Source organism: Parasphingorhabdus sp. DH2-15 (assembly GCF_051668705.1).
GTDB lineage: Bacteria > Pseudomonadota > Alphaproteobacteria > Sphingomonadales > Sphingomonadaceae > Alterisphingorhabdus.
Window position 1 is genome coordinate 993,661 of record NZ_CP196351.1, and the last position, 24,940, is coordinate 1,018,600.

Genomic DNA, 24,940 nt, shown 5'->3' on the forward strand with positions numbered 1-24,940 from the left:
GAGGGAGAAAATTATGCGACATATTGTCATTGCGCCATTGCTATGCAGCTTGGCCATCATGGGTCTGGCGGCCTGCACGCCGGACACGCCTGAAGAAATAAAAACAGATGCCAAAACTATAGGGGCGCCATTGGGTATCGTTTCCGGCACCGCTGCTGGCGCGGCTGCACCTTCACAGTTTCTGGCGCTGTCAGATGTTCATTTTGGTGTAAATGCAAATGATACATGTTTTACTGAATTGGATTGCGAAACCAGCAAGACATTATGGGATTCTACTATTGCTGAGGCCAAGACAATGGCCAGTGACCCGTCGGTTGGGTTCATATTATATACTGGTGATTTGCCTGCGCACAGTGAAACGCTGTCAAATCGTAAAACCGAATTTGTAGAGGTTTATAATGGCCTTGCCGCTATCGCAGAACATAGTGGCAAGCGGCTTATTTATCTGCCGGGCAATAATGACAGCTATGGCAATGACTATTGCACCTTCACCTATGGCGGCAAAAAACCATATGATGCTTTGCCTGCGGATCAGGCAGAAAAATGGCCTGCCTTTGCCGGTAAGGACGACATTATTGATGATAGCGGTCTAAAATATGGCTATTACTCTATCTACCCCATGGGCAAACCCGCAGCGGGCACGAAGGAACCGCAGTTAAGGGTTATCGCGCTCAATACAGTTATGTTTACAGAGCATTATGAGAGTTGGTGCCCGACTATGGATGATGCCACTCAGCAATCTAATGCCAGTTTACAAATGCAATGGTTGGCGGCCCAGTTAAAAGATGCGCAGACCGCGCGTAAAGACAGCAAAGGTAATGTTATCGCCGATAAAGTGATTTTGGCCATGCATGTGCCGCCAGGGACAGACGGTTTTGGTGGAATACATGGCTATAGCTACACAACAGAATGGCGCGACGATTTAACATTGGATAATGGCGAGTGGGTTCAGAAGAGTTTTCTGAAGCTCGTTGGCGATTATGCCGATATCATTACGGGGCTGGCCAGCGCTCATACGCATTTAAATGGTATCCGCCGTATCCGTGATTGCGACGGTAATTTTGTCGCATTGGATATGTCTATACCCGCCGTGACCACCGATCATGGCAGCAACCCAACCTTGCGATTGGTGCGTTTTGGCGCAGATTATGAATGGACCGGTGCATCAACGCGCTATGCCTCTGGCCTATTGGACCTGTCTTCAAAAACATATTCTTATGCTTGGAATGAGAGCTTCACCTTTGATGACAATTACCCATGCCCAAATTGCGATGGCAGCGAGACTTTGCAACAGCATATTGGTAAAATGAGCGACAAAGAGGTGCTTAGCGGTATGATAAAATATTTGAAAGTCGCACCGGGTTACCACCGCACACGCATGTATGATTATGCACTCGACACGTCTTGCAGCCCAAATAAACCATCGGCTCCCTTTGGCGGGTAAATGCAAATAATCGCTAGGCCTGTGCTGCCTGTCTATCGCTTTCCAAAATCGGTTCGCCGGTTGCGAAGATGAGCCAGAAAAGGGCGCCGAAGACGCTGATGCCAGCGGCCAATATGAAAGTGGCGGTGTAGCCGCCTGTTACATCGACCAGAAAGCCAGTGAGTGCGACGCCGATAATGCCGGGCAAAGTGCCGCCAATATTGCTGATGGAGAAAAGCACATCAGCATGTTTGGGGGCGATATCCAGATGGTTGCAGGCAAAGCCGGCCCAGGCCATAGAGCTGATGGCAAAGGCTGCGCATAGCATGAACAACGCCATATTAGGTGTGGTTGCTTGCGAGGCAGCGATCAACAATGCCGACCCGCCGATAAGGCCGCAACATTGCATAAATTTGCGCACAAAGGTTACACTGGTGCCGCTGGCGATCCATTTATCAGCGATAATCGCTGAGGCATTGCCCGCAATAAATTGGCAGATCCATGGCCCAATGGCGAACAGGCCTGAGCCAGCGATGGACAGCCCCTGCACATCACGGAAATAGCTCGGCAGCCATGCAAGGAAGAGGTAAAGTGTCCAGTTTGAGCAGAAATGATTGACGAACAAGGCCCAGACCGCAGGATGCCGCAAAAAGATATTCCACGGCACAGGCGCTTTGTCTTCAGCTTCGCTATTTTCCAAATGCGCCAGAAAAGCGCGTTCTTCATCCGAAATATGCGGGTGCACAGATGGCCGCGCATGCACAACCTTTAGCCACACAATTGCGAACAGCACGCCCGCTGCGCCAAAGACATAAAATACACTTTGCCAGCCATAGGATGCGACCAGCCAGCCCGTGGTGGATAGCGCGAAAACCGTACCCAAAGGTATGCCGGTCAGGTTGATGGCGGCGGCGCGTGATTTTTCCTGCTTGGGTATCCAGCGGCCCAGCAAATTATAAACGCCGGGAAAGCTGGCCGCTTCGCCAACGCCCATCAGCACGCGGGTTAGCAATAATGCCGAAAGCGATACGCCCGCTGCAATGGGTGTTAAGAAGGTAAAGACCGACCAGCCGATCAACGCAATGCCGAGCAATTTTTTGCCGCCATATTTGTTCGCAAGCCATCCGGTGGGGATCATCGCCAGCAAATAGCCGACAAAGAATGAGGCAAGGACATTGCCCTTGGTGGTGGCGGACCAGCCAAATTCCTCTGCCATGGGAATGATGGCGACCGAGATATTGACCCGGTCAATATAACAGATGAATGTGGCCATGAAGCAAAAGGCCACGAGAATGTGCCGTTTCTGCCAAGACTTTGCTTTGCCAAAGCCAGCGCCCAATTCTGATTGCGTCATATCATTCCCCCGAGAGACTGCGGCATAAACTAAACGGCAATATACCGCACAAGACAAGTGGTAATGCTATTGCGTCCGCAGATGGCGGTGCGGGACTGGCAATTTTGCGGCAAGGCTGGCAAAGAAGCGCCAGAAGCGCACAGACATATAAACGGACATATAAACGGAATATAATGATGAAAAAACGCACAATGGCAGCAATTGCCGGAATTTTGCTGCTGGCTGGCGGCGCGAGCGCGGCCTATCTGGCCAGCCCGACCATTCACAAAGGCAATGATGGTGAAGCACCGGAACTGGGCCGCACGGGTGATTATAGCATCGGAACATATAGCGAGACCTTGCCTCTGCCCGATCGTACAGAGATTACGGCTTGGGGCGCGATTTCCGGCTCGCTTAGTCCGGTTGAGCGCAGTGTTGATATCCGCTTCTGGTATCCCTCAGCAACAGGCACCAGCGGGGAACCAGCGCAATATCGCCATAATATTGAATATCCAGGTGAAGAAGATGTGCCGGTATCGACACAAGGCATTGCAATAGAGGGCGCTGAGCCACTGGCAGATGCACGTTTTCCCTTGGTCATCATGTCGCATGGCTATGGCGGCTGGAACGCGCATTACAGCAATTTGGCGGAGCATCTGGCGTCACGCGGATATATTGTTGCCTCTATCAGCCATGGCGATGCGCCAGTAAATGGCATTACAAGTTTCTATCTGTCATTTGGCAATGTGCTCGCCGATCGCAGCCATGACCAGCGGCAGGTCTATGATGCGCTCATGGCGCGTGCGGAAAATAGAGAGACACGTCTTGGTAACAGCATCGACCCGCAAAAAGTTGCGTTAATTGGTTATTCCATGGGCGGTTTTGGCGCATTGGCCAGTGCAGGGGCGTCCTATGTTTATGATGGCCAGAGCATGTCTAACCTGCCGGCAGCGCAACAGGAAAAATTGACCGCGCTTACCGCAAAGCCATTGCCGCTAAAGGCGATGATTGCCTTTGCCCCATGGGGCGGACAGCCGGATAACCGGGTCTGGTCAGCAGACAGCTTGGCGAAGATCAACATGCCGGTGATGCTGGTTGCGGGCAATCAGGATGATGTTGTGAATTATCAGGAAGGCGTACGCTGGCTGTTTGATAATATGGGCGGGGCGGATCGCCATTTGCTGACATATAGAGAGGCGCGGCATAATATTGTCGGCAATGATTTTGACGTTAGCGACACGCCTGCCTTTCGTGCGGCGGAATATCTGAAAGAACCGGTTTGGCGGCAGGAGCGGTTGAATATGATCAACCAGCATTTTGTCACGGCCTTTCTTGATCTGCATGTCAAAGGTGAAGCAGAAAAAGCAGAGTATCTGGACGTGCCAGTGCCGGATTCCAACGCATCGGCATGGGAAATTGGCTTTGGGGAACAGCTTAATGGTCGTTTTGCAGGGCCAGAGGAAAAAGACCATTGGCGCGGTTTTCAGCGGCGATGGGCAGTGGGGATTGATTTGGAGCGCAAATCAACAGGCGAATAGGTACAGACGTACCTTTAGCTTTTTGTTGGTTTTCTCACTGCAAAGTCAAACACATCAGGCCGTGTGTAATGGCCGGCATTGTCCATATCAAACTGGCCGCGTGTGCGGTCATTCAGGTCGATTGTTGCGCTGAGCAATGTCTCTTCACCAAAGATCGGGCCAGCGAGTATTTCGCCCATGGGTGAAATGATGCAGGAACCGCCAGAGATTAACACAGTCTCTGATGCATTGCCCTGAATAGCATCATATTGGTCAGCCTCCAGCGAAATATCCCCGCGTGTCATATATTGGCAGGCGGACAAAACAAAGCTGCGGCTTTCCAGTGCAATCATCTGCATGCTGGGCGCCCATACGGGGCGATCATCAACGGTGGAGACGCAATAAAAGTCTGGATTGTGCGCATAATAATGGCTGCGCATCAGCGGCATATAATTTTCCCAGCAGATAGCGCTGACCAATCGGCCGGCTTTACTGTCCATAATGGGCAGATCATTGCCATCGCCCATGCCCCAAATCAGCCGCTCCATTGCTGTGGGCATCAGCTTGCGGTGTACCCCCAACAGACTGCCATCTTTTTCAAAGCTGAAGGTTGAGCAATAAAGCGTACCACCACGTTTTTCGATCACGCCCGTAACACAGGCCACGCCATTGGCGGCGACGGCGTCACGAATCTTTTCAAACCGTGCGTCGTCCAGTGTGACGGCATTATCGGCATAGAGCCGGAACAATTCGCGCCCGGCATCATCGCGCGAGCCAACCCGCACGCCAAAATCCACACCCTTGGGATAGCCGCCGATAAAGGCTTCCGGAAAGACAGCCAATTCACTGCCCTGCGCCTTTGCTTTGGCCAACCATTCGCCAAATTTGGCGATAGCTGCATCGGAATCAAATGGGTCGCTACCAATTTGAACAACGGATACAGTGCGGGTGTTTGTAAGCATGTTAATAAAACTCCTTCGTCATTGCGAGGTGCGAAGCGCCGCGGCAATCTATAGCTGGTCGCGCTTTATGCCCTAGATTGCTTTGCTTCGCTCGCAATGACGCAATTAGTTACTTCCCTTGCCAATTGGGTTTGCGTTTTTCGGCAAAGGCGCGGCTGCCTTCTTGGGCATCTTGCGACATGAAAACCGGCGCAGTGATTTTGGCCTGGTTCTTCCACGCTTCTGCATCAGTCCAGTCATAGCTTTCATTGATGATTTTCTTGGTTGCTTTAAGGGCGAGTGGACCATTGGCAGCAACAGTTGCAGCAAGCTCTACGGCGGCATCCAGAGCAGCACCCTCGGTCACGCGGTTTACAAAACCCATTTCATATGCCCGCTGCGCAGAATAAAAATCACCAGTCAGTGCCATTTCCATCGCCATACGTTTGCCCACTACCTGCTGTAATTTCAACACGCCGCCAGCCGCAGCGACAAGTGAGCGTTTAACCTCTGGAATGCCGAATTTCGCTTTATCATTGGCAACACATAGATCACAGGCCAATGCCAGTTCCAACCCGCCCGCCAGCGCATAGCCTTCTACAGCGGCGATCAGCGGTTTTTCCGGCCCTTTTTCAGTGATGCCGCCAAAGCCATAGCCTGGCACCATGGGCGATTCACCGCGCAAAAAGCCTTTCAAATCCATGCCTGAACAAAATGTGCCGCCAGCTCCGGTCAAAATACCGGCATTCAGGCTGTTATCATTGTCGAGTTGTTCCATCGCTGCACGAATGCCCTCAGCGGCAGCCTTGGTCATCGCATTTTTGGCATCGGGACGGTTGATGGTGACGACGATAAAGCCGTCCTGAATATCGGTGAGAACTTCTGACATATTGGGTCTCCTTATTTTCTTTGTCATTGCGAGCCCGAAGGGCGCGGCAATCCAGAGTCGTTTGCGCTTTATGCTCTGGATTGCTTCGTCGCTTCGCTCCTCGCAATGACGGTTATGCGTATTTCTCAAAACAATAAATCCGCCAATTTGGCGCGGTGATAGGCGGCATCGCCATGTTGTGATGCGTGCCAGATGGCGGCACGGCGATAGAGCTGGGCATCGCAATCATGGGTGAAACCAAAACCACCATGGAATTGGATCGCACGGTCCGCAGCAAAGCTATAGGCTTTGTCGATCGCCGCTTTCGCCATGCGCGTGGCCACTTCGCCGCGCCCTTGATCGTTAAAGCAATGCGCGGCGGAATAAAGATGGCTGCGCGCTTTTTCATAATCAACATAGGCGTTGGTAATTGGATGTTTCAAAGCCTGATATTCGCCAATGACTTTGCCGAATTGTTTGCGGGTTTTCAGGTAATCCAGCGTATAGTCAATCACAGCAATAGTGCCGCCCGACATTTCCGCAGATTGCAACAAATTGGCCGCAAGGTGGACATGGTCCAAAGCAGCCTGTGTTTTATCTGCATCAAGCAATTGGTCGCTGCCAATGCTTATGCCATCTAATGTCACCGCATAGGTGCGCCGCGTTTCGTCAATAATTTGCTCACGCCGCATCGCGCCATCGGCAATATCGTTGTGGGGAATGATGGCCAGGTGGACAGCGCCATCAACCAATATGGACGCAATGATTATATCGGCTTGCGCGGCATAGGGAACCAACAGTTTTTCGCCTGACAATATATAACCATCACCGCTGGCATTGGGTTTGGCATTAGCGGTGGCAGAAATATTGCTGAGATCCCAATCCCCATTGGCTTCGCTCAGCGCCAGTGATGCCAATGTGCCAGCAGCAATTTGCGGCAGATATTGTGCTTTTTGCGCTTCGCTGCCCGCCATCAATATTGCCTGCGCGGCTAAAGTGACGTCTGCAAAAGGCGTGATCATCAGGTTTTTGCCCATTTGCTCGGCGATCGGCACTACTTCGCTTAATGACAGGCCAACGCCTTCATATTCTTCAGGGATAGCGATGGCCAGCCAGCCCAGATCAGCAATCTCTTGCCAGATTGCCGGGTCGAAACCAGCATCATCGTCCAGCAAAGCGCGTACCCTATCCATTGGTGATTTATCGCGGCAAAAGTTGGTTGCCACTTCCATCAATTCAACCTGTTCTTCGGAATAGCCGATAGTCCCCAGATTTTCCATGATATCCTCCATCCTATCCTTATTCTCGTCATTGCGAGCCCGAAGGGCGCGGCAATCCAGAGCCGCTTGCGCCTAATGCTCTAGATTGCTTCGTCGCTACGCTCCTCGCAATGACGGTATGTCTGTGCTTTTTATCGTCCTTTGGGGAGCCCTAAAACATGCTCCGCCACAATGTTGCGCTGTATCTCTGATGTGCCGCCGCCAATGGTGGCGGAGAAGCTGTTAAGATAGCTGCGATGCCAATAGCCGTCATCGACTGCATTTTCGTCACCGACATAATAACCGGCCCTTGTTCCCTGAAAACCTAGCGAAAATTCTGTAAGGTCGCGGATCATTTCGGTGCGGGCTAGTTTGTTCATCATCGCCAGACCCATCGGCTTGTCTTGATTAAGCGGCGCCATACGGCGGCGCTGATTGTTCAGGTTGAGTGCCTGAATTTCCATCATCTGCTCAACCATCTTGTCGCGCATAACCGGATCATCCAGCAACGGCTTGCCCCCGCGCTGTGAATTGCGGGCCAGATCGACCACGCCCATCGCGTCCAGCTCTTTTAAATAATAACCACCAGCGGGATTAACCTTGGCGCCGCGCTCATATTCCAGCGTTTTCATGGCGACCATCCAGCCATCACCCTCTTTGCCTACCAAGCCTTCAGCCGGCACGCGTGCATCAGTGAAGAAGCTTTGCACAAAGCCATATTCGCCAGTGAGTTTTTTGATACGCCTTGTTTCAATACCGGGAATTTTCATCGGGATAAGAAAGAAGCTGAGCCCTGCATATTTGCTAGGGCCATCATTGCTGGTGCGCGCCAGCAGGATCATATATTTGGCGCGATCACCCAAAGAGGTCCAGATTTTGGAACCATTGAGCACATATTCATCACCATCGCGTACGGCTTTTAGCTGCGCGCTGCCCAGATCGGAACCATGTTCCGGTTCAGAGAAACCCTGACACCAAATATCATCGGCATTCAGCATACCCTTGATATATTTACGCTTATCTTCTTCGCTGCCAATATCCAGCAACAAAGGGCCAGCCCAGCCAATACCGATGGCATTTAGAATGATGGGCCCGTCATATTTTTTCATCATACGGGTTGAGATGCGTTGGTAATCAGGATGCATACCGCCGCCGCCATATTCGGCGGGCCAAGAGGTGCCCAGATATCCAGCTTCATAGACCTTGCGCTGCCAATCACAGAGAAATTCAAACTGTTGGTCGGTGCTGACCTCCATAAAAGTAAGCGGCAACATAAAGCCCGGGTCTTTGGGCGTATTTTCCCTAAACCATGTATCGGCCTGCGCTGCATAATCTTTCAGCTCGGCCTCGCTTGGCTTTTTCGCGCCATCTGTCGCCATCTCACTCTCCTGATTTAATCGCTTGATTAACTGCATCATGGAAAGCGCAACGGATTATGTCCAGAAGGAAATGATGAGGAGGCCTTGTCGCAGCGCAATTTCCTGCTTTCTAACATACTGGCTGATTGCTATTGCCATGTTATAAGCATGTTTGAAACCATGATATGGGGGTCGATTTGGTAGATAAGAAAGACAGTATTTGGGTGTTAAATGGCCCAAATCTCAACCTGCTGGGGCTGCGTGAGCCAGACATATATGGTCACGAAACCTTGGACGATATTGCGGAGATGTTGTCAGAGCGTGCTGATGCATTGGGGCTCTCCATTGAAATGCGCCAATCCAATCATGAGGGGCATTTGATTGACTGGCTGCACGAAGCACAAGGGGCAGGGGCCAAGGCTGTTTTGTTAAATGCAGCGGCTTATACGCATACAAGCATAGCGATTTATGATGCCATATTGGCCATCACCACACCGGTTATAGAGGTGCATCTATCTAACCCTGAAACGCGCGAGTCATTTCGCTCCGTCTCATGGGTGGGCAAGGCAGCGCATGCCAATATTTCTGGCCTTGGCGCCAAATCCTATCTTGCTGCATTGGAAGCAGCAGCTTCACTATAAGCTATCCTGAAAAAGGCCCAATAATCAGGCCGACAAGCCAACTGCATGAGTGAGAATGTAATTTTATTTCACAGCTAAGAAAGGAATAGCCCTTGTCACAGCACTGGTGAAAAGTGCATAGGGTTTTCCAACCGACATCATATATTGGCCCAATGTTGAGCAACAGCTTGGCCGATATTATTAAATCTGGAAGGTTCATATGGCAGACAAAAAAAATCCCGATGGCATCAGGATTGATTCAGCCCAAGTGCGTGAATTGGCAGAATTGTTGAACGAAACAGCTCTTACCGAGATTGAGATTGAAGACGGCAATCGCAGCATTCGTGTCACGCGTCAGCAGACAGTTGCTGCTCAACCGGCTATGATGCAAGCTGCACCAGCCATGACAGCTGGCCATACACCTGCACCGCAAGCAGCTTCTCCTGCCCCCGTGGCTGCTCCAGAAGCACCTGCCGCAGCGAGTAACGCCAATGCTATTTTGTCTCCTATGGTTGGCACCGCTTATTTGTCGCCATCCCCAGACGCAGCACCTTTCATCAAATTGGGTGATACCGTCAAAAAGGGCGATGAGATACTGATCGTCGAGGCGATGAAGGTTATGAACCCCATACTTGCCGACCGTGGCGGTAAGGTTGTTGAAATTCTGGTTGAAAACGGCCAGCCCGTGGAATTTGACCAACCCTTGATCGCAGTCGAATAAGGGGGCCGGCATGGCTATTAAAAAGATATTGATCGCCAATCGCGGCGAAATTGCTTTGCGTATCCACCGCGCTGCGCATGAGATGGGTATCAAAACTGTTGCCGTTCACTCAACCGCTGATGAGATGGCGATGCATGTGCGCTTGGCGGATGAAGCTATTTGTATTGGACCACCTTCTGCAAAAGACAGTTATCTTAATATACCGGCGATAATTTCAGCCGCTGAAATCAGCCATGCAGATGCTATTCACCCCGGCTATGGCTTTCTTTCTGAGAATGAGAAATTTGCGGAAATTGTTGAAGCGCACGATATTAAGTGGATTGGCCCTAAGCCTGAACATATCAACACCATGGGTGACAAGGTTCGCGCCAAGGTAACGGCTGGTAATTTGGGTCTGCCGTTGGTGCCTGGGTCACCGGGGGCATTATCTTCTGTTGAAGAAGCCAAAAGACTTGCTGACGAAATCGGTTATCCCGTCCTTATCAAAGCGGCATCCGGTGGCGGCGGACGCGGGATGAAAGTCGTTGATGATCCTGCAAATCTGGAAAATCTGATGCAACAGGCATCGACCGAAGCAGAGGCTGCATTCGGCGATCCTACAGTTTATATGGAAAAATATCTGGCCAATCCGCGCCATATTGAGTTCCAGGTATTTGGCGATGGCAAAGGTAATGCGGTCCATCTGGGAGAACGTGATTGTTCGCTGCAACGCCGTCACCAAAAGGTCTTTGAAGAAGCGCCTTCGCCTGCCATTACAGAAAAACAACGTGCCGACATGGGTGCGACAATCGTTAAAGCGATGCAGGATATGCAGTATCGCGGTGCTGGCACGATTGAATTTTTATATGAAAATGGCGAGTTTTATTTCATTGAAATGAACACCCGTATTCAGGTTGAGCATCCGGTTACCGAAGCGGTGACAGGTTTTGACCTTGTGCGGGAACAAATCCGCATTGCTGACGGTGAACCATTATCCTTTACTCAAGATGATGTTAAGCTGACAGGCCATGCGATTGAGTGCCGGATCAATGCTGAGCACCCTGAAACCTTTGCGCCGTCACCGGGCAAGGTAATTGGTTATCACCCGCCTGGCGGAATGCATGTGCGCACAGACAGCGCGCTCTATCATGGCTATCAAGTGCCGCCATATTATGACAGCATGATTGCGAAGCTCATCGTTTATGGCTCCAATCGTGAAAATTGTCTGCGCCGCCTTAATCGTGCGCTCGGTGAATTTGTCATAGAGGGCATGCACACAACCATTCCTTTGCATCAAAAGCTGCTGGAGAATGAAGATGTGCAGGCAGGCAATTATGACATTAAATGGCTGGAAAAATGGCTGGCAGAGCAAAATCAGGCTGATTAGCTGATTAGCTTGGTTGCTCTTTGCCGCCAAGTCTCTGCCAACAGATCCAAATGGCTTAGCGCCTTGATAGCGGCTATATCGTCCTTGTGTTTACCCGCGATCAACAGGTCAAATACGCGGCGCACTGTCCATGGGCTATTGCCACTTTCTATCAGATCCATCGTGTCATCAAGAGCGACCATGCCGCTCTCAAGTACACGGAAATATAGTCCGCATCTGCCTGAGCGAATAATGTGCTTCATGACGCTGTCTTTTCCGGAACGTTGAAAATGATGGTCGAGCTTCCAGCATGGTTGGCGGCCATGGCTGACTTCTACCAAGGCTTCTCCTAAGCGGAAACGGTCGCCAATATACACATTCTCTTCGGTAAGACCTTTGGTCGCGATATTTTCCCCAAATGCTCCGGGTTGCTGCAACAGTTTATGGTCTCCAAGCGTTTCTTGCCACCATGTATAATGCTCATAGGGATAGTGATGAATGGCCTTGTCCGCACCGCCATGATGAACTGGATCGGCTACTTTATCGCCCGTAAAGCCTGTTTGGCTAAGGAGTATAGGGGCGTGGACAGGCTGTCGTGCAGCGATAGTGCTGGTAGCACCATCATTGTGAAAATCTTGCGGTTTACCGATGTTCAGCGTGAGGAGAGGGTAGCGTGTCATATTTTCCCAGTGATTGCGCGGCCCGATAGCCAAAAACTATCGATATTCATATTAAATGCGATTAACATGAACAAATAGCAACAATGTGGTTCAGGATCATGTCATTAACGAATCGTTATAGAGGTATCAACACGAACGACAATCCCGTCGCCTGATGAGGAGAAATATGATGACATCATTTAAAGCAATGGCTTTATTGGCAGCGACCTTTCTGTCCCCATTGGCCATTGGCCAAGCGGCGGCGGCAGACAGTGCAATTGCACCAGCAACATCTGTAAACGCGCAAAGCGCAATGCTTAATGGTCCAGCCCTGGCCATATTGAACGCCGAAGATCGTGCTGAATTTCAGCGCAGCAATCGCCAAACGCGCGGTCAAAACCGCCGTGGCGGTCAACGCGCAAGAGGCCAGCGTGGCAACCGTCAACAAGCACGCAGTGCACGCAGCAATCGCCAACAGGCACAGCGCCGTGGTGAGCGCCGAGTTAATCGCGCCGAACGCAATGCTAATACGCAGCGCCGCCAAGCGCGCAATGCGCAGCGTAATGTTCGCCAAGAACAGCGTAACTTTCGCGGCGATGTTCAGAATGTTCGCCGGGCAAGACGCAATGACGGCTTTGGTGCTGAAACTGTCCGTGAGGCACGGCAACAGGCCCGTCAGAGTGGACGGCAGGTAAACCGTGCGCAGCGCAATGCAAATCAGCAAACGCGTCAGGCACGCCGTGCAACACGCAATGCACGCAATGTCCGGCAGGATGTCCGCCGTGACAATCGCAGGTTTAATCGCGGCCAACGTGCTGTAAACGGCAATCAGAGGTTCCGTGATAGACGCGGTGTGCGTAACGGTAACCAGCGCTTTCGCAATGGTCGTAACTTCGCGAATAACCGTTTCCGCAACAACCGTCAGTTCCGCAATGGCCGGGGCAATTTCCAACGGTGGAACCGTGGCTGGCGCAATGATCGCAGGTTTAACTGGCGTGGTTTTCGTGGCCAGAACCGGAGGATCTTCAGCCGGGGTCGCTATTTCTCACCCATTAGAGGCTTTCGCTATCGCCGCTTTGGCATAGGCGCCTTTATCGGATCGGCATTTTTTGGACCACAGTTCATTATTAACGATCCATTCTTCTATCGCTTACCGCCGGCTTATGGCGGGCTGCGTTGGGTCAGATATTTTGACGATGTTCTGCTGGTGGATACCTATACCGGTCAAGTCGTCGATGTGATCCCTAACTTCTTCTACTGATTGCCAACCTCCCCTTCTGGCAAAGGCCAAATGGCCCACTTCACCCTCCGGATAATCTCCGGGGGGTTTCTTTTTGCGTTTCAGCATAAGAGTGTCTGTAGTGGCAAAGCACTGCTTAACAGCGCTGACCCATCTCATTCGGGCACATCGGCAGTAGTTTCCTGATTGGTCTGTCTGCGCCGTTCTTCGGCTGCTGCAGCGCGGGCTTGAGCGGCATATTCTGCATCAAATTCAGGAAGTGTTGAAAAATCAATCAGGTAATTTGGTTCATAAGCGCATGGCGGATCATGATCTTGAGTTGTGCAATGGAATATGCGGTCAGGCGGTCTAACAAAGGTTGCTGGCCCTTTGAAAATCCCGCCGCCGGCAACATCAGGTGCTGGTGGCGGGCCGCCTGTAGCCAGTCTTCCCGTTGTCGCAGGTGGAACCCGAAACTCGCTATCATCCTGAGCGCAAACAATGATCTCATCGCTATTGGTGCGCTCAGGGCATCGCGGTCTGGTGATGGTAACCTTTTTGCGATAATTGGCGATAACGTCATCGGCAGTGACTTGCCGCTTGGCTTCTGTTTCGGCTTGCTGAGCACTATCAGGGTTTTGCGTAAATCCCCCTGATTGTTGGGCAAAAATCAAAGGTAGGGATAGCAAAACATTGTGCATATCACTCGCAATCATGGCCCTCTTCATCGCGGTATAATGCGTTTGCGACACTAAATATATCAACGGTTTCGACGTATCTGTGCTCGACAAAAACGCAGTGCTTACCTATTGCGCAAATGGAATATTAATTAGGCTTCCGTAAGGTTTACGGGCGCTGAACAAAAGGACGTACCAATGGACAAGACTGAAGCTACTGCAAATATCAGCGACGCACAGGACAATCTGGCACGCGTATTGGTTCTTGAAATGGTACGTGTCACCGAAGCTGCAGCTATTGCTGCATCGAAACTTATCGGGCGTGGTGATGAAAAAGCGGCGGATGCTGCTGCGGTTGAAGCCATGCGCGCTGCGCTGAACAAATTATATATTAATGGCACTGTGGTGATCGGTGAGGGTGAGCGCGACGAAGCCCCCATGCTGTATATCGGTGAAGAGGTTGGTTTGCGTACAGCTAAAGCGCCCAAAATCGATATCGCGCTTGATCCTTTGGAAGGCACAACGATAACTGCCAAGGCAGGGCCGAATGCACTTGCTGTTCTGGCTATTGCGGAAAAGGGCAATTTGTTGAATGCGCCTGACGTATATATGCAGAAACTGGCAATTGGCCCAGGCTATCCAGAAGGGCTTATCGATTTGGATGCATCTGCGACGGATAATGTGAAAGCTCTGGCCAAAGCAAAAGGTACCGGGCCGGAGAATATCATTGTTTCTGTGCTTGATCGTCCGCGTCATGCCAGCGTGATTTCTGAATTGCGTGCGCTTGGCTGTGGTATCATGCTCATTCCTGATGGCGATGTGGCTGGCGTTATTGCAACAACCGACCCTGACACCAATGTCGATATGTATATGGGATCAGGTGGCGCACCAGAAGGCGTTCTCGCCGCTGCTGCGCTGCGCTGTGTGGGTGGCCAGTTTCAGGGCCGTTTGCTTTTCCGCAATGATGATGAGCGCGGCCGTGCGCGGCGTTGGGGTATTGAAGATCTTGACCGTGTATACCACCTCAATGATTTGGCTAAAGGTGATTGTATTTTTGCGGCAACCGGCGTCACTGACGGTTCACTTCTTAAAGGTGTGAAGAGGCTTCGCGACGGCCGTTTAACAACGGAAACGGTGGTGATGCGGGCATCCAGCGGCACCGTTCGTTGGGTTAAAGGTGAGCATGGTCTGGACAGCTCTGTATAAGCTGATCTGATGCGGTTTTTGAAAATCTGGAGTTTGTGTGATATTCTCTTTGCGTGAGGAGAATTATCATGCCGTTATTTCCGAAAATTGATCGCCATTGTCCGTTTAAAAGCGAACTTTCGATAATGATGGATGGTGACCATTGCACTATGTGCAAACGCGATGTCACTGATCTCACTGCTATGGCTGATGATGAGAAACTTGCATTTCTGGCCAGTTGCTCGGGTGAAACCTGTGTGCGTTATGAAATTCCGGTAGCACGCAATATTGCCGCTGCGGCTGCACTGGGTGCTGCGACTATGGGCTTGTCCAGCCAAGCCGCAGCGCAAGATACGGCGCCAGCGGATAGCGCAACTTATAATGGCCAGGTTGAAGAGTCGGCTATAGATGAATGGGAAATGGTAGTGTGGGTTGGTGGCATCCGGCATCCGGATAAAGCCGAATTGACGGAAATTGATCCAGAGCAGTCTGACGAAAAATCAGAATCCGTGAGCTTGGCCGAATTGCCTGTCGTTTATGAGGACAGTGATGAAGAAACTGTCACGCAGACTTCTGCCGCCGCACAGACAGATTCTGATCAGCCTTCACAGTAAAATACAGGATTTTGACGAAGGTCAGGGGCTTAAGGTCGCGCGCGAATTTCTGCGACCGATTGCCATAATAGCCTATGGCTAAGAGCTTGAGCAGCGGCGACGTCGCTAGCCTCTCCCTCGCCGATGGTAAGGGCAATATGCCCCGCATCAAATGTCTCTAATGACATGTCATAGCTGCGCCATTGGCCGTCAACATAGGCCAATGTCCAACTATGCGGAATAAAAGCGTTATCCGCTCCATGATAGCGCTGTCGTGAATAGGCCAGCCCATTTGCGACGAGAGTGGGTATGCCAGCAGCACGCCCTAATGTTGCCAGTACCAGAGCATCTTCGGTGCAATCGCCATGACGTTGTTGCCATGCACTTTTGGCGGAAAAATGACCCGAATAATCAATATCGCTTATCCGGCTACGGGCCATTTTCATAAGGCTCCGCATTACGGCATCGTCATTTTGTCCGCGTCTTAACGCAACTTTGGCTGTCTTCTGAAAGGGCGGCCAATCTGATTGCATCCATGGTGCAGGGCGCCGCCATCTCTCAAGGTCTTCGGCTTCATGCGATAGGCCCGGTCCGCAGGTTGCGCAGATATCTATGCGTATTCCATTCTCCACTGGCTTGATCTTTTGTTGACCAGTAACGGGAACAGGGAATGCCGCGCTATCGGCAAATTGGAAATGATAGCGTATCTTGCCATCCAACGCCCTTTTGGGGATGCGGTAAGGTGACGCGATTTGCGGATGCGGCATGGTATAATTGCGATCGAGCATAGCCTCGCTAAGCGGCTTGTCCGTAGCTTTATAGGTCAAAACGACTTCGGAAATTGGCTGCTCTCGCTGCGCAATATGTCCGTCTGAGCCAATCTTTACAGATATGATGTTGCGCAGCTTCCCATCAATGGAAATGCGCATAATAGCAGACACATTATCATTGGGTTGGAGTTCATCACTAGATGCTGACATCTGTTTGATAGAGATATTTTCAACCTTGCCTTTATTGAGGTTAAGGCGCGAAAAACTGATATCTATGGACGTATTGCGTGGCTGCGCCATAAGTCCTGCACCCATGTCAAAACGGATATCCTCGGGCAAAGAAATGGTGCGTCTGTTGCGCAAACGGCCCTTTGCATCTTTGTCGCGACTTTCCAAAATGGCCAGCCCATCCTTAATGCGGACATGATGATAAAAATGGCCTATATTGCTCTTTGCAGTGCGCTCAATACGAACTATTTGGCCAGAGTGATCGCGAAATAAAGAGCGATTATCATGCAAGTCATTGCGCGGATGACCTTGCAGACGAATGGAAAACCGCGTTGTACTATGATTGGTGATAAGTCCATCTTCGCGGCTTTGCCATGCATGGGTAAAGCCAACCAGATTTCCCTCACTGCTGGTAATTTCCATCCAGCGCTCTGATGTATCAGAGGCAGCGGGCTGCGCCACAATTGCAATAGGCCATATGAGGCAGAGGATGAGGCATAGCCTGCGCATAAGTGATCTTAACAGTTAGAATATTCCCATGACAAGCCCGGCAGCCAATGTTGACCCTATGGTAGTCGCGTGGTCAAGCTGATCTTGACGCAAGGTCTTTTGTGCCCAAATAGCCTCCTTTGTCTGCGCATTGGTGCGGATGATGATATTCTCCATCACCTTTTTAAGCCGCCACCCTGTCGCGATCCGCTCCAATTGTTTTAGCGCATTTTCGCCATCTGAGCCTGCCGCTATCAACGCTGCATATGGACGCCCCTCAATGTGCTGCAATAGGGGATAATAGCAGCGATCAAAAAACTCTTTCATACCGCCAGCGATGGCTGCCAAATTTTCAGGACAAATAAAAATATACCCATCCGCTGCCATCATATCGTCAGGCTGCGCCTCTACTGCGTTTACCAAATGCGCTTGCAAGCCTTGGTGTTGTGACGCTGCTGCAAAAGCCGCTTCCGCAAGGGCTTGGCTTGTTCCTGTTCTGCTATACCAAATAATGATGAGATGCTTATTTGCGTGGCTATTTTGACTGTTATCCATAAGCCGCAGGCATAGCGCAGCAATAGAGTTTCGCAAATTGTAACCGTAAATGGCGCTAGTGCGAACATACTATTGAACACATCAATATTTGGCTGTTTGAATGCAAGCTGCCCCATTTGCATTATAAGCCAGATTGTGGGCCGTGAATACGGGGAACCTCAGGAACTCCGGGGCGGAGAATAGGGTCGCTTCTATATTCTCCGCCCAAATATTATTGGGCACAGCATTGGCTGATGGGGAGTATCTTGTTTTCGCTAAACACAACGGCCATGATCGCAATATGCCCATAGTCCGCATATCCTTATTAATGCCGCTCATCTTGATGCTTTCCGGCTGCGTTTCTTTCAGTCAGCAGAACTGGAGAGATTTTGTGCAAGCTGGCGATCGCGATCTGTGTGTGCGAGATCAATCAATAGACGATGCAAGCTATCAGCAACTGCCGATCTTTTTGATTACATCACGCTTGCCTGATTGTCGCGGGGCGTCACCCATTTTGACGAAACAGCGCACAGACCAGATACGCTATGGCCGATACAAAGCATCTGGCACAAGAAAGAAACCGGGCAAGACAGAGATGCAGTTTCGTCAGCGAGATTATTGGCAGGCTGACCTTGAAAAAGCTGTGGGCCCTTCACGTCGCGTCATGGTTTTCATCCATGGCTATAATAATTATTTTGATGAGATTGCTGTTCGTACTCAGGCCATGCGGCAAGTAACTGGCTTTGAGGGGCCTATCATCACCTATTCCTGGCCGAGTTTTCAGGCGTTTTTCCGCTATACCGTCGATGAAGCCAATAACCTTTGGGACCAACCGTATTTCTATGGTGAGCTGTTATCATTGGCGAGGACCAGCAATATTGATGATATTGTGGTCGTCTCGCACAGCATGGGCACGCGGTCATTATTAGCAGCGATGGAAAGAATGTCGCGTCAGCCAGACACGAGGAAATATTTGGACAAATTCCGCACTCTGATATTTGCTTCAGGTGATTTGGATCGTCAGATATTTGAGCGTTCCGCCAAAAACGAATTGTTCAGTGAGAATATGATGGGCGCGCAGCGTCATGTCACGGTTTTCACATCCAATGTTGATCGCGCTGTTGGCATTTCTCGGATTTTGCATGGTTATGATCGTCTGGGCATTACCAAATGCAATGATCCCAATATCAAAGAGCCTTGTTATCCTCGCGACCCAGAAACCGGAGAATTTTTTGATGGCGTTACTGTCGTCGACACGTCCAATGTTTCTGGCGGCATTATCGGCCATGCTGATTTTATAGATAGTCTGGCTGGGCGAGAATATCTCTGCGCAGCGGTGTTGAATGATGGGGTTGCGATACGCAAACTGCCGAAATTGGTCATGGCCGCAAAAAGTGACGCCGGTAAGTTCTGCTCGCCTGTGCCATAAGAATTTGGCAGAGCTTTATGCAAATAGCTGGAAGTATGATTTGCGCTTCGCATAACTCCATCAAAATGGCATAAGCGGCGCATGGCAACGCAAATTTCAAATAATAGTCCGGCTGCGCTAGGTGTAAGCGAATCTCTCTCTGGTCAGCCTTGGCAATGGCGCGGCAATCAGGCTGATTATCGCGACGGATTACAGCCCGATGACCTGATGACACAATTGTTGCTCACGCGAGGGGTTGATCGGCATGATCTGGCGCGTCACAAATCGCCAACATTGCGGGACTTCATGCCCGATCCATCGCTGTTTCAGGATATGGATAAGGCCGCTGCACGCTTGGCTGATGCAGTGGAAGCCCAAGAACAGGTTACCATTTTTGGCGATTATGATGTTGATGGCGCAACCAGTGCTGCCTTGCTCATTCGCTTGTTGGGCGCTTTGGGTTTGGAAGCGGGAAGCTATATCCCTGATCGTTTGATGGAAGGCTATGGCCCATCCGGTGAAGCGCTGGTGAAACTTAAACAGGCGGGTTCGTCCTTGGTTGTGACAGTGGATTGCGGCGCCATGGCGTTTGAAGCCCTTGATATGGCCGCCAAGGCAGAGCTTGATGTGGTTGTGGTTGACCATCATAAATGCGCGGCTGAGCTGCCACGTGCCTTTGCTATGGTCAATCCGAACCGGCAGGATGAGAATGATGAAGCGGCGAGCTTCGGCCATTTGGCTGCGGTCGGTGTGGCGTTTCTTCTTGGCGCTGCGCTTATTCGCGAATTGCGCGGGCGGGACTATTTTGCTGAGCGTGAGGTGCCTGACCTGATGCAATTGCTCGACCTGGTTGCGCTTGGCACCGTTGCTGATGTTGCACAGCTTCACGGTCTTAATCGCGCTTTTGTGACACAGGGGCTGAAGATCATGGCACGCCGGCGCAATACGGGCCTTGAATCCCTCATACAGGCCAGCCGCTTGACCCGTGATCCTGTTTGTTCTGATCTCGGCTTTGCACTTGGCCCGCGTATCAATGCTGGTGGGCGGGTAGGGCAATCCGATTTGGGTGTAAATCTGCTGACCACAAGCGACCGGATCAAGGCTGATGATATTGCCAGACAGCTCGATCAGCTCAACGAGGAACGCCGGGCCATTGAAGTCAGTGTTCAGGAGATGGCCGAAGAAAAACTGGCTGCAGAAGAGGGCAGGGCAGTGGCCATTGTGTCTGCCAAAAGCTGGCACCCGGGCGTAATCGGTATTGTTGCAGGGCGGTTAAAAGAACGTTTGGGCAGACCTGCTATTGTCATTGCTGTTGATGATGACGGAATTGGCAAAGGCTCTGGCCGGTCAATCAGCGGCGTCGATCTTGGCGCAGCGATCATCGCGGCCCGGGAAGCTGGCATCGTGCAGGCGGGGGGAGGCCATGCAATGGCCGCCGGTATTACCATCGCTGAAGACCAGATCGATAATTTGCGCAATTTTCTTGATGAGCAGCTGCAACAGCGTGTCGAAACGGCAAGACGCGGCCGCGCTCTTTTGCTGGATGTCGTGGTGAGTGCAGGCGGGCTGACGCCTGATTTTGTTACAACATTGGAAGGGGCAGGGCCTTATGGCGTTGGCTGGCCTGGGCCGCGCGTAGTGATCGGCCCCGTGCGGATGATAAAGGTTGATATTGTAGGCACCAACCATGTGCGCATGATCGTCAGCGGCGATGATGGAAAATCCATCAAGGCGATTGCCTTTCGTTCTGCCGATACCAATTTGGGCCAGTCCTTGCTTTCGGCACGTCGCGACACAAAATTTTGGCTGGCTGGCCGGGCGAAAATTGACGATTGGGGCGGCCGCAATACTGCGGAACTCATCGTCGATGATGCTGCCCTTGCGTCTTAGGCAAGTGTGAAACAAAGGCCAGTCGCATAGCATGGTGGCTTTGCGCAAAATAATATTGTCACGGCCTCAATTCGCCCTTGACCCAAGTCGATGAACACCCTAATTGGCCAGTTCGCTGCTTACAGCAAGTGGCCCCTTCGTCTAGCGGTTAGGACGCGGCCCTTTCACGGCTGAAACACGGGTTCGATTCCCGTAGGGGTCACCACTTTTTCTCATAAATCATTGTTTTTAATACCTTTATTTAAGGTTGGACAATGCTTGTTCTGTAACAATCTCTCTATTTACATCTTTTGCTCAACAATCGAACATGTCGTCTTGCTTATGACAGGTGACGGCTCGGCATTGGGTTGAGCTATTGCTTTTTTTCACCATGATCCGACTAATGACTTTCTCAGGCTATGTACGTGAAATGGATACAAGGAGTTCGGTTGCAAATGAAACTGTTACAACAGAATTGGATAAACCCATGAGGCATTGTGAACGCGTTTTGCATCGGTAACTCCGTTGGACGTTTTGTAGAAAACTTCTTGAAAGAACAATGAAGAGAATAGTTTGAAGACCTAACATCTAAAGAAAACAAGGTGCTGCAATTATTGGCCTAGAGAATGACCAATCGCGAAATTACTGATTATTTGCGCATTGGCACGCGCATCTTCCAGACCTATCGCCGCAACATGTCTGATACACTGAACCTTCATGGCAGCAGGATGATGGAATTTGCTATGAAACACACAGCAGAGTCTTGAGAGCAGGAAACCTCTACATGGTCTATTTTGCATTTAAACGTGTTCATCGGCCATATTTAACGTAAGATCGAGTTGAACTGGTCAACCTAGCATAAGGCGCTATTCGCCTAATAAGATGCTGATAATCTTCATTTTTTAAAATTCAAAAATATCATAAAAAATGGTTTGCTTAAGAAGGCCAAAATGAATGTCTCGTGCTGGTTGACAAGCTCAACCGCTCTAGACTAGAGGACCGCAACTACCCCGTGCCCAGATGGCGGAATTGGTAGACGCGCCAGCTTCAGGTGCTGGTACTCGCAAGGGTGTGGAGGTTCGAGTCCTCTTCTGGGCACCACCGACTTAAGTCGTTGAAATATATAGAGAATTGCAGGCCAATGTGAGTCCTCATCAGACTCTAAGTTGTTGTCTCTACTTGGTTTTACTTTTCCCTCTCGAGCCCAGTAACGCTCCGCCCGACTCGCCTCACATAGCCCCAGCTTCAAATTTTTGCGGGCCTTTCTGCGGGCCTTCGCGAAAACCGCATTCAGAGGCCCGCATTGGCCATGAAATTGCTCGACCTCTAACGGGTGGGAAGCACCGTGATTTCAGGAAACGATTCTCACACGCGCTCCAACAGCGGCTGAAACTGGGCCGCAAGCGGAACGTCCGCATTAAGGGTTACCCAAGGCGTAATTGGACTTAAATCCCGGAGTGCCAGGCCCGCTGGGAACCGCTTAGCTTAACTCGAACTTCTCAAGCGGTTTCGCGAACGATCAGATGGGGAGGCAGAACCAGACTTTCTGTGTCTTCTCCTTCCAAGCGTCGCAACAGCAGGTCCACGAGGCCCTTTGCACCAGCAGCGATATCTTGCCTGACCGTCGTGAGAGGCGGCGCGGTCTGGCTTGAAATTGGCAGATCGTCGAAGCCGACTACCTTTAGCTGGCGGGGCACTTCGATGCGGCGTTCCCGAAGTTCTTTGAGGCAGGCGACTGCGATTGTGTCGGTTGCGGCAAAGATTCCGTCGACTTTGCCTTCGATCTCCCGCAAATGCTCTGCGATTTCCTCGCCGGTCCGCTCAGGAGACAAGTGCGTAGGAAGGGCGCGGATAGCTACACCCATTTTGGCGGCAACTTCTTTTGCGCCAGCGTAGCGGGCTGCGAATTCTATTGGCTGGGTGTCGCCCAAGAATGCAAGGCTCTTTGCCCCTGAGGCGATCAGCCTCTCGGCGGCGAGCTTTCCCCCTAAACGGTTGTCGGAACCGACGACACAGTGTCGCTGACCCTCCTGGTGGTTACCCCAGACGACCATCGGTAGATAGCCATCTGCAACATCCTCGATCCGCTCGAACTGGTCTGACTGACCGATCACAATCACGCCATCGACCATGCCTGATCCGATAAATCGGTCCAGCCAATCTTCGTCCTGAGCGGGAATGACACGCCTCAGCATGAGGTCATACCCCTTCTCGGTCAGCTCGTCTGCCAGATAGCCCAGCAGCGTCATGAAGAAGGTATCCGAGATCTGCTGCCGCACGTCATGACCCAGGGGAATCGCGACGCCAATAACGCCCGTTTTCTGCCTGCGGAGTTTGCTCGCCATCTGGTTTGGGCGGAAACCGTGCTCGCGCGCGATGGCCTCGATCTTCTCACGCGTTTTCTTATTGACCAGACTGTTGCCCGCTAGCGCCCGCGAAACAGTCCCCGCAGAGACGCCTGCAATTCTGGCAAGGTCCGCAAGAGTGCGAACTTTGGCCGCGCCTTCTGCGCAATTTTGATCGTCTTCGTCCGCCATCACTACCCTTTAGCTCGCGAGCGCCTTTTGTTCACGCGGAACTCTGTGGCCCGCGTCCACAAAGAGGGTTGCGATTGCACCGACAATCATAAGTGCTCCGCCCAGCATCAACACATTACGCGGGTCACCGCCCAGAACTGGGTTGTAAATCAGCGGCATCGTCAATGTCTGGAACAGCATGGGAATAACGATGAACATGTTGAAGATGCCCATGTAGATACCATTGCGTTCCGCCGGGATTGAATCGGCCAGCATTACATAGGTGTTCCCCATCATCCCAGCCCAGCCAATACCAATGCCGAGCATGAGCGCAAAGAGAGCGGGTGCCGTCTCAACTCCAGGAATGAGCAGCATCGCAATTCCCGACGCTGTCAGGCACACTGCATGCACAAATCGCGCGCCCAGCTTCGCCACGATTGGGATCAGCAATAACGCCCCAATGAAGGCAATGAAGTTGTACAAAGCGCCCGCCTGCTGCGTGGTCAGCGTCGCTTCGCGAAATGCAGCGCTGGACGGGTCGGACGTATCGTAGAGTGAGCGCCCCACCGCGAAAGTGATGTACTGCCAGTAAGCAAACATCGCGTACCATTGGCACAGCATCGCAACCGCAAGTTGTCGCATCGGCTTTGGCATGTCGCGGATCGCATCGACGATTTCTGCAAAGGTGTCCTTCACGGTCAACGGCTTCTGCTCGAGAACGGACTTTTCATCCTCGGTCATTGGCAGCTCGGGAACGCGCCAGACCGACCAGACGATCGTCGAAATCGAGAGGATCGCGCCGATAATAAAGGCGATGCGAACGATTACCGGAATGCCGTTATCGTCCAGCACGTCTTGCGCAACAAAGGCCGTCAGCAAAGTGGGCGCAAGATAGGACAGGGTTTGCGCAAGGCCCGTGAAAGCACTTTGAGTCAGAAAGCCGATCGATCTTTGGTTTGGTACGAGCCGGTCAGCGACATAGGCACGGTAGGGCTCCATGGTGATGTTATTCCCAGCATCAAGAATCCAGAGCAGCGATGCCGCCATCCAAAGCGTGGATGAATACGGCATCAAGAATAGGCTGATAGTGCAGATGATCGCGCCGATCAGGAAGTAAGGCGTGCGCCGTCCGAAACGCGTGTTGGTGCGATCACTCATCGCACCGACAATCGGCTGGATAATGAGGCCGGTCATGGGACCTGCAAGCCAAAGGAGCGGCATGGTTGCTTCATCCGCCCCGAGAAATCCGTAGATCGGTCCCATGTTGGCTTGTTGCAGGCCGAAACTGAATTGCAGCCCGAAGAAGCCGATGTTCATTTCGATGATTCGCAGCAGCGAAAGCCGAGGCTTTACGGCGGTTTGCATAATCTCAAATCCTCTCATTTGCCGTTATGTTACCGGCGTTGTG

Annotated in this window: 22 protein-coding genes and 2 tRNA genes; 13 read left to right on the forward strand and 11 right to left on the reverse strand. The window is 51.4% G+C overall.

Features of this window, described 5'->3' with window-relative positions:
- The first annotated feature begins 13 nt into the window (after positions 1-13).
- Positions 14-1,444 (forward strand): hypothetical protein, encoded by a 1,431-nt coding sequence (locus ACR9YC_RS04650; protein WP_438730515.1) that lies wholly within the window; start codon positions 14-16, stop codon positions 1,442-1,444.
- Positions 1,445-1,457: 13 nt separating this feature from the next.
- Here the strand turns inward: ACR9YC_RS04650 and ACR9YC_RS04655 are convergent, their stop codons facing one another.
- A complete protein-coding gene (locus tag ACR9YC_RS04655) occupies positions 1,458-2,777 on the reverse strand; it encodes an ACS family MFS transporter (protein ID WP_438730518.1) in 1,320 nt (439 codons plus the stop codon).
- Between the two features lie 173 nt (positions 2,778-2,950).
- Between ACR9YC_RS04655 and ACR9YC_RS04660 the strand changes: the two genes are divergently transcribed.
- Entirely contained in the window at positions 2,951-4,294 is a 1,344-nt protein-coding gene (locus ACR9YC_RS04660; RefSeq protein WP_438730521.1) for an alpha/beta hydrolase family protein, read from the forward strand.
- Positions 4,295-4,308: 14 nt separating this feature from the next.
- On the opposite strand, the gene ACR9YC_RS04665 is transcribed toward ACR9YC_RS04660, so the two are convergent.
- The 4 genes from ACR9YC_RS04665 to ACR9YC_RS04680 all read right to left on the reverse strand — a co-directional run bounded on the left by ACR9YC_RS04665 (position 4,309) and on the right by ACR9YC_RS04680 (position 8,720).
- Positions 4,309-5,235 carry a carbon-nitrogen hydrolase family protein gene (locus ACR9YC_RS04665; RefSeq protein ID WP_438730523.1) on the reverse strand — a complete coding sequence of 309 codons (927 nt, stop codon included), beginning with the start codon at positions 5,233-5,235 and terminating at the stop codon, positions 4,309-4,311.
- Between the two features lie 109 nt (positions 5,236-5,344).
- Entirely contained in the window at positions 5,345-6,103 is a 759-nt protein-coding gene (locus tag ACR9YC_RS04670; protein ID WP_438730525.1) for a crotonase/enoyl-CoA hydratase family protein, read from the reverse strand.
- Between the two features lie 125 nt (positions 6,104-6,228).
- Positions 6,229-7,362 carry an acyl-CoA dehydrogenase family protein gene (locus tag ACR9YC_RS04675; protein WP_438730528.1) on the reverse strand — a complete coding sequence of 378 codons (1,134 nt, stop codon included), beginning with the start codon at positions 7,360-7,362 and terminating at the stop codon, positions 6,229-6,231.
- 131 nt (positions 7,363-7,493) lie between these two features.
- Positions 7,494-8,720, reverse strand: coding sequence for an acyl-CoA dehydrogenase family protein (locus ACR9YC_RS04680; RefSeq protein WP_438730531.1), 1,227 nt, complete (start codon positions 8,718-8,720; stop codon positions 7,494-7,496).
- A gap of 176 nt (positions 8,721-8,896) precedes the next feature.
- Between ACR9YC_RS04680 and aroQ the strand changes: the two genes are divergently transcribed.
- The 3 genes from aroQ (at position 8,897) to accC (ending at position 11,406) form a co-directional block, all read left to right on the forward strand.
- Entirely contained in the window at positions 8,897-9,340 is a 444-nt protein-coding gene (gene aroQ / locus ACR9YC_RS04685) for a type II 3-dehydroquinate dehydratase (protein WP_438730534.1), read from the forward strand.
- Between the two features lie 199 nt (positions 9,341-9,539).
- Positions 9,540-10,040: an acetyl-CoA carboxylase biotin carboxyl carrier protein gene (gene accB / locus ACR9YC_RS04690; protein WP_438730537.1), complete on the forward strand. Its 501-nt coding sequence runs from the start codon at positions 9,540-9,542 to the stop codon at positions 10,038-10,040.
- Between the two features lie 10 nt (positions 10,041-10,050).
- A complete protein-coding gene (gene accC, locus ACR9YC_RS04695) occupies positions 10,051-11,406 on the forward strand; it encodes an acetyl-CoA carboxylase biotin carboxylase subunit (RefSeq protein ID WP_438730540.1) in 1,356 nt (451 codons plus the stop codon).
- On the opposite strand, the gene ACR9YC_RS04700 is transcribed toward accC, so the two are convergent.
- Complete coding sequence (locus ACR9YC_RS04700) at positions 11,403-12,065, reverse strand: MOSC domain-containing protein (protein WP_438730543.1); 663 nt, start codon at positions 12,063-12,065, stop codon at positions 11,403-11,405. The genes accC and ACR9YC_RS04700 overlap by 4 nt on opposite strands.
- A gap of 166 nt (positions 12,066-12,231) precedes the next feature.
- Here ACR9YC_RS04700 and ACR9YC_RS04705 point away from each other — a divergent pair, with 166 nt between their 5' ends.
- Positions 12,232-13,305: an RcnB family protein gene (locus ACR9YC_RS04705; RefSeq protein WP_438730546.1), complete on the forward strand. Its 1,074-nt coding sequence runs from the start codon at positions 12,232-12,234 to the stop codon at positions 13,303-13,305.
- 134 nt (positions 13,306-13,439) lie between these two features.
- Here the strand turns inward: ACR9YC_RS04705 and ACR9YC_RS04710 are convergent, their stop codons facing one another.
- Positions 13,440-13,979 (reverse strand): hypothetical protein, encoded by a 540-nt coding sequence (locus ACR9YC_RS04710; RefSeq protein ID WP_438730549.1) that lies wholly within the window; start codon positions 13,977-13,979, stop codon positions 13,440-13,442.
- Positions 13,980-14,138: 159 nt separating this feature from the next.
- On the opposite strand from ACR9YC_RS04710, the gene glpX reads away from it, so the two are divergent.
- Entirely contained in the window at positions 14,139-15,146 is a 1,008-nt protein-coding gene (gene glpX, locus ACR9YC_RS04715; protein ID WP_438730552.1) for a class II fructose-bisphosphatase, read from the forward strand.
- Between the two features lie 68 nt (positions 15,147-15,214).
- Positions 15,215-15,739 (forward strand): hypothetical protein, encoded by a 525-nt coding sequence (locus ACR9YC_RS04720; protein ID WP_438730555.1) that lies wholly within the window; start codon positions 15,215-15,217, stop codon positions 15,737-15,739.
- A 29-nt stretch (positions 15,740-15,768) separates the two neighbouring features.
- Here ACR9YC_RS04720 and ACR9YC_RS04725 read toward each other — a convergent pair whose 3' ends face one another.
- Together ACR9YC_RS04725 and ACR9YC_RS04730 are read right to left on the reverse strand one after the other, a co-directional pair.
- Positions 15,769-17,178, reverse strand: a complete 1,410-nt coding sequence (locus ACR9YC_RS04725; protein ID WP_438730558.1) for a transglutaminase-like domain-containing protein — start codon at positions 17,176-17,178, stop codon at positions 15,769-15,771.
- 63 nt (positions 17,179-17,241) lie between these two features.
- On the reverse strand, positions 17,242-17,760 hold the full coding sequence (locus ACR9YC_RS04730) for a flavodoxin family protein (protein WP_438730561.1): 519 nt from the start codon (positions 17,758-17,760) through the stop codon (positions 17,242-17,244).
- A 370-nt stretch (positions 17,761-18,130) separates the two neighbouring features.
- Here ACR9YC_RS04730 and ACR9YC_RS04735 point away from each other — a divergent pair, with 370 nt between their 5' ends.
- The 5 genes from ACR9YC_RS04735 to ACR9YC_RS04755 all read left to right on the forward strand — a co-directional run bounded on the left by ACR9YC_RS04735 (position 18,131) and on the right by ACR9YC_RS04755 (position 22,117).
- A complete protein-coding gene (locus tag ACR9YC_RS04735; protein ID WP_438730564.1) occupies positions 18,131-19,168 on the forward strand; it encodes an alpha/beta hydrolase in 1,038 nt (345 codons plus the stop codon).
- Between the two features lie 81 nt (positions 19,169-19,249).
- Positions 19,250-21,037, forward strand: a complete 1,788-nt coding sequence (recJ, locus tag ACR9YC_RS04740; RefSeq protein ID WP_438730567.1) for a single-stranded-DNA-specific exonuclease RecJ — start codon at positions 19,250-19,252, stop codon at positions 21,035-21,037.
- Between the two features lie 130 nt (positions 21,038-21,167).
- Positions 21,168-21,242 (forward strand) — tRNA-Glu (locus tag ACR9YC_RS04745).
- Positions 21,243-21,642: 400 nt separating this feature from the next.
- Positions 21,643-21,783: a hypothetical protein gene (locus ACR9YC_RS04750; RefSeq protein ID WP_438730570.1), complete on the forward strand. Its 141-nt coding sequence runs from the start codon at positions 21,643-21,645 to the stop codon at positions 21,781-21,783.
- A gap of 247 nt (positions 21,784-22,030) precedes the next feature.
- Positions 22,031-22,117: transfer RNA gene (locus tag ACR9YC_RS04755), tRNA-Leu, on the forward strand.
- Positions 22,118-22,515: 398 nt separating this feature from the next.
- Here ACR9YC_RS04755 and ACR9YC_RS04760 read toward each other — a convergent pair.
- Both ACR9YC_RS04760 and ACR9YC_RS04765 read right to left on the reverse strand, forming a co-directional pair.
- Complete coding sequence (locus ACR9YC_RS04760; RefSeq protein WP_438730573.1) at positions 22,516-23,553, reverse strand: LacI family DNA-binding transcriptional regulator; 1,038 nt, start codon at positions 23,551-23,553, stop codon at positions 22,516-22,518.
- Between the two features lie 9 nt (positions 23,554-23,562).
- Positions 23,563-24,897, reverse strand: coding sequence for an MFS transporter (locus ACR9YC_RS04765; protein WP_438730576.1), 1,335 nt, complete (start codon positions 24,895-24,897; stop codon positions 23,563-23,565).
- Positions 24,898-24,940 lie beyond the last annotated feature (43 nt).

What these genes read in the sequence shown, in the direction of transcription:
- ACR9YC_RS04650 (WP_438730515.1), top strand. Translation starts at nt 14, where the DNA reads ATGCGACATATTGTCATTGCGCCATTGCTATGCAGCTTGGCCATCATG.
- ACR9YC_RS04655 (WP_438730518.1), bottom strand. Translation starts at nt 2,777, where the DNA reads ATGACGCAATCAGAATTGGGCGCTGGCTTTGGCAAAGCAAAGTCTTGG.
- ACR9YC_RS04660 (WP_438730521.1), top strand. Translation starts at nt 2,951, where the DNA reads ATGATGAAAAAACGCACAATGGCAGCAATTGCCGGAATTTTGCTGCTG.
- ACR9YC_RS04665 (WP_438730523.1), bottom strand. Translation starts at nt 5,235, where the DNA reads ATGCTTACAAACACCCGCACTGTATCCGTTGTTCAAATTGGTAGCGAC.
- ACR9YC_RS04670 (WP_438730525.1), bottom strand. Translation starts at nt 6,103, where the DNA reads ATGTCAGAAGTTCTCACCGATATTCAGGACGGCTTTATCGTCGTCACC.
- ACR9YC_RS04675 (WP_438730528.1), bottom strand. Translation starts at nt 7,362, where the DNA reads ATGGAAAATCTGGGGACTATCGGCTATTCCGAAGAACAGGTTGAATTG.
- ACR9YC_RS04680 (WP_438730531.1), bottom strand. Translation starts at nt 8,720, where the DNA reads ATGGCGACAGATGGCGCGAAAAAGCCAAGCGAGGCCGAGCTGAAAGAT.
- accB (WP_438730537.1), top strand. Translation starts at nt 9,540, where the DNA reads ATGGCAGACAAAAAAAATCCCGATGGCATCAGGATTGATTCAGCCCAA.
- accC (WP_438730540.1), top strand. Translation starts at nt 10,051, where the DNA reads ATGGCTATTAAAAAGATATTGATCGCCAATCGCGGCGAAATTGCTTTG.
- ACR9YC_RS04700 (WP_438730543.1), bottom strand. Translation starts at nt 12,065, where the DNA reads ATGACACGCTACCCTCTCCTCACGCTGAACATCGGTAAACCGCAAGAT.
- ACR9YC_RS04705 (WP_438730546.1), top strand. Translation starts at nt 12,232, where the DNA reads ATGATGACATCATTTAAAGCAATGGCTTTATTGGCAGCGACCTTTCTG.
- ACR9YC_RS04710 (WP_438730549.1), bottom strand. Translation starts at nt 13,979, where the DNA reads ATGATTGCGAGTGATATGCACAATGTTTTGCTATCCCTACCTTTGATT.
- glpX (WP_438730552.1), top strand. Translation starts at nt 14,139, where the DNA reads ATGGACAAGACTGAAGCTACTGCAAATATCAGCGACGCACAGGACAAT.
- ACR9YC_RS04720 (WP_438730555.1), top strand. Translation starts at nt 15,215, where the DNA reads ATGCCGTTATTTCCGAAAATTGATCGCCATTGTCCGTTTAAAAGCGAA.
- ACR9YC_RS04730 (WP_438730561.1), bottom strand. Translation starts at nt 17,760, where the DNA reads ATGGATAACAGTCAAAATAGCCACGCAAATAAGCATCTCATCATTATT.
- recJ (WP_438730567.1), top strand. Translation starts at nt 19,250, where the DNA reads ATGGCAACGCAAATTTCAAATAATAGTCCGGCTGCGCTAGGTGTAAGC.
- ACR9YC_RS04750 (WP_438730570.1), top strand. Translation starts at nt 21,643, where the DNA reads ATGACCAATCGCGAAATTACTGATTATTTGCGCATTGGCACGCGCATC.
- ACR9YC_RS04760 (WP_438730573.1), bottom strand. Translation starts at nt 23,553, where the DNA reads ATGGCGGACGAAGACGATCAAAATTGCGCAGAAGGCGCGGCCAAAGTT.
- ACR9YC_RS04765 (WP_438730576.1), bottom strand. Translation starts at nt 24,897, where the DNA reads ATGCAAACCGCCGTAAAGCCTCGGCTTTCGCTGCTGCGAATCATCGAA.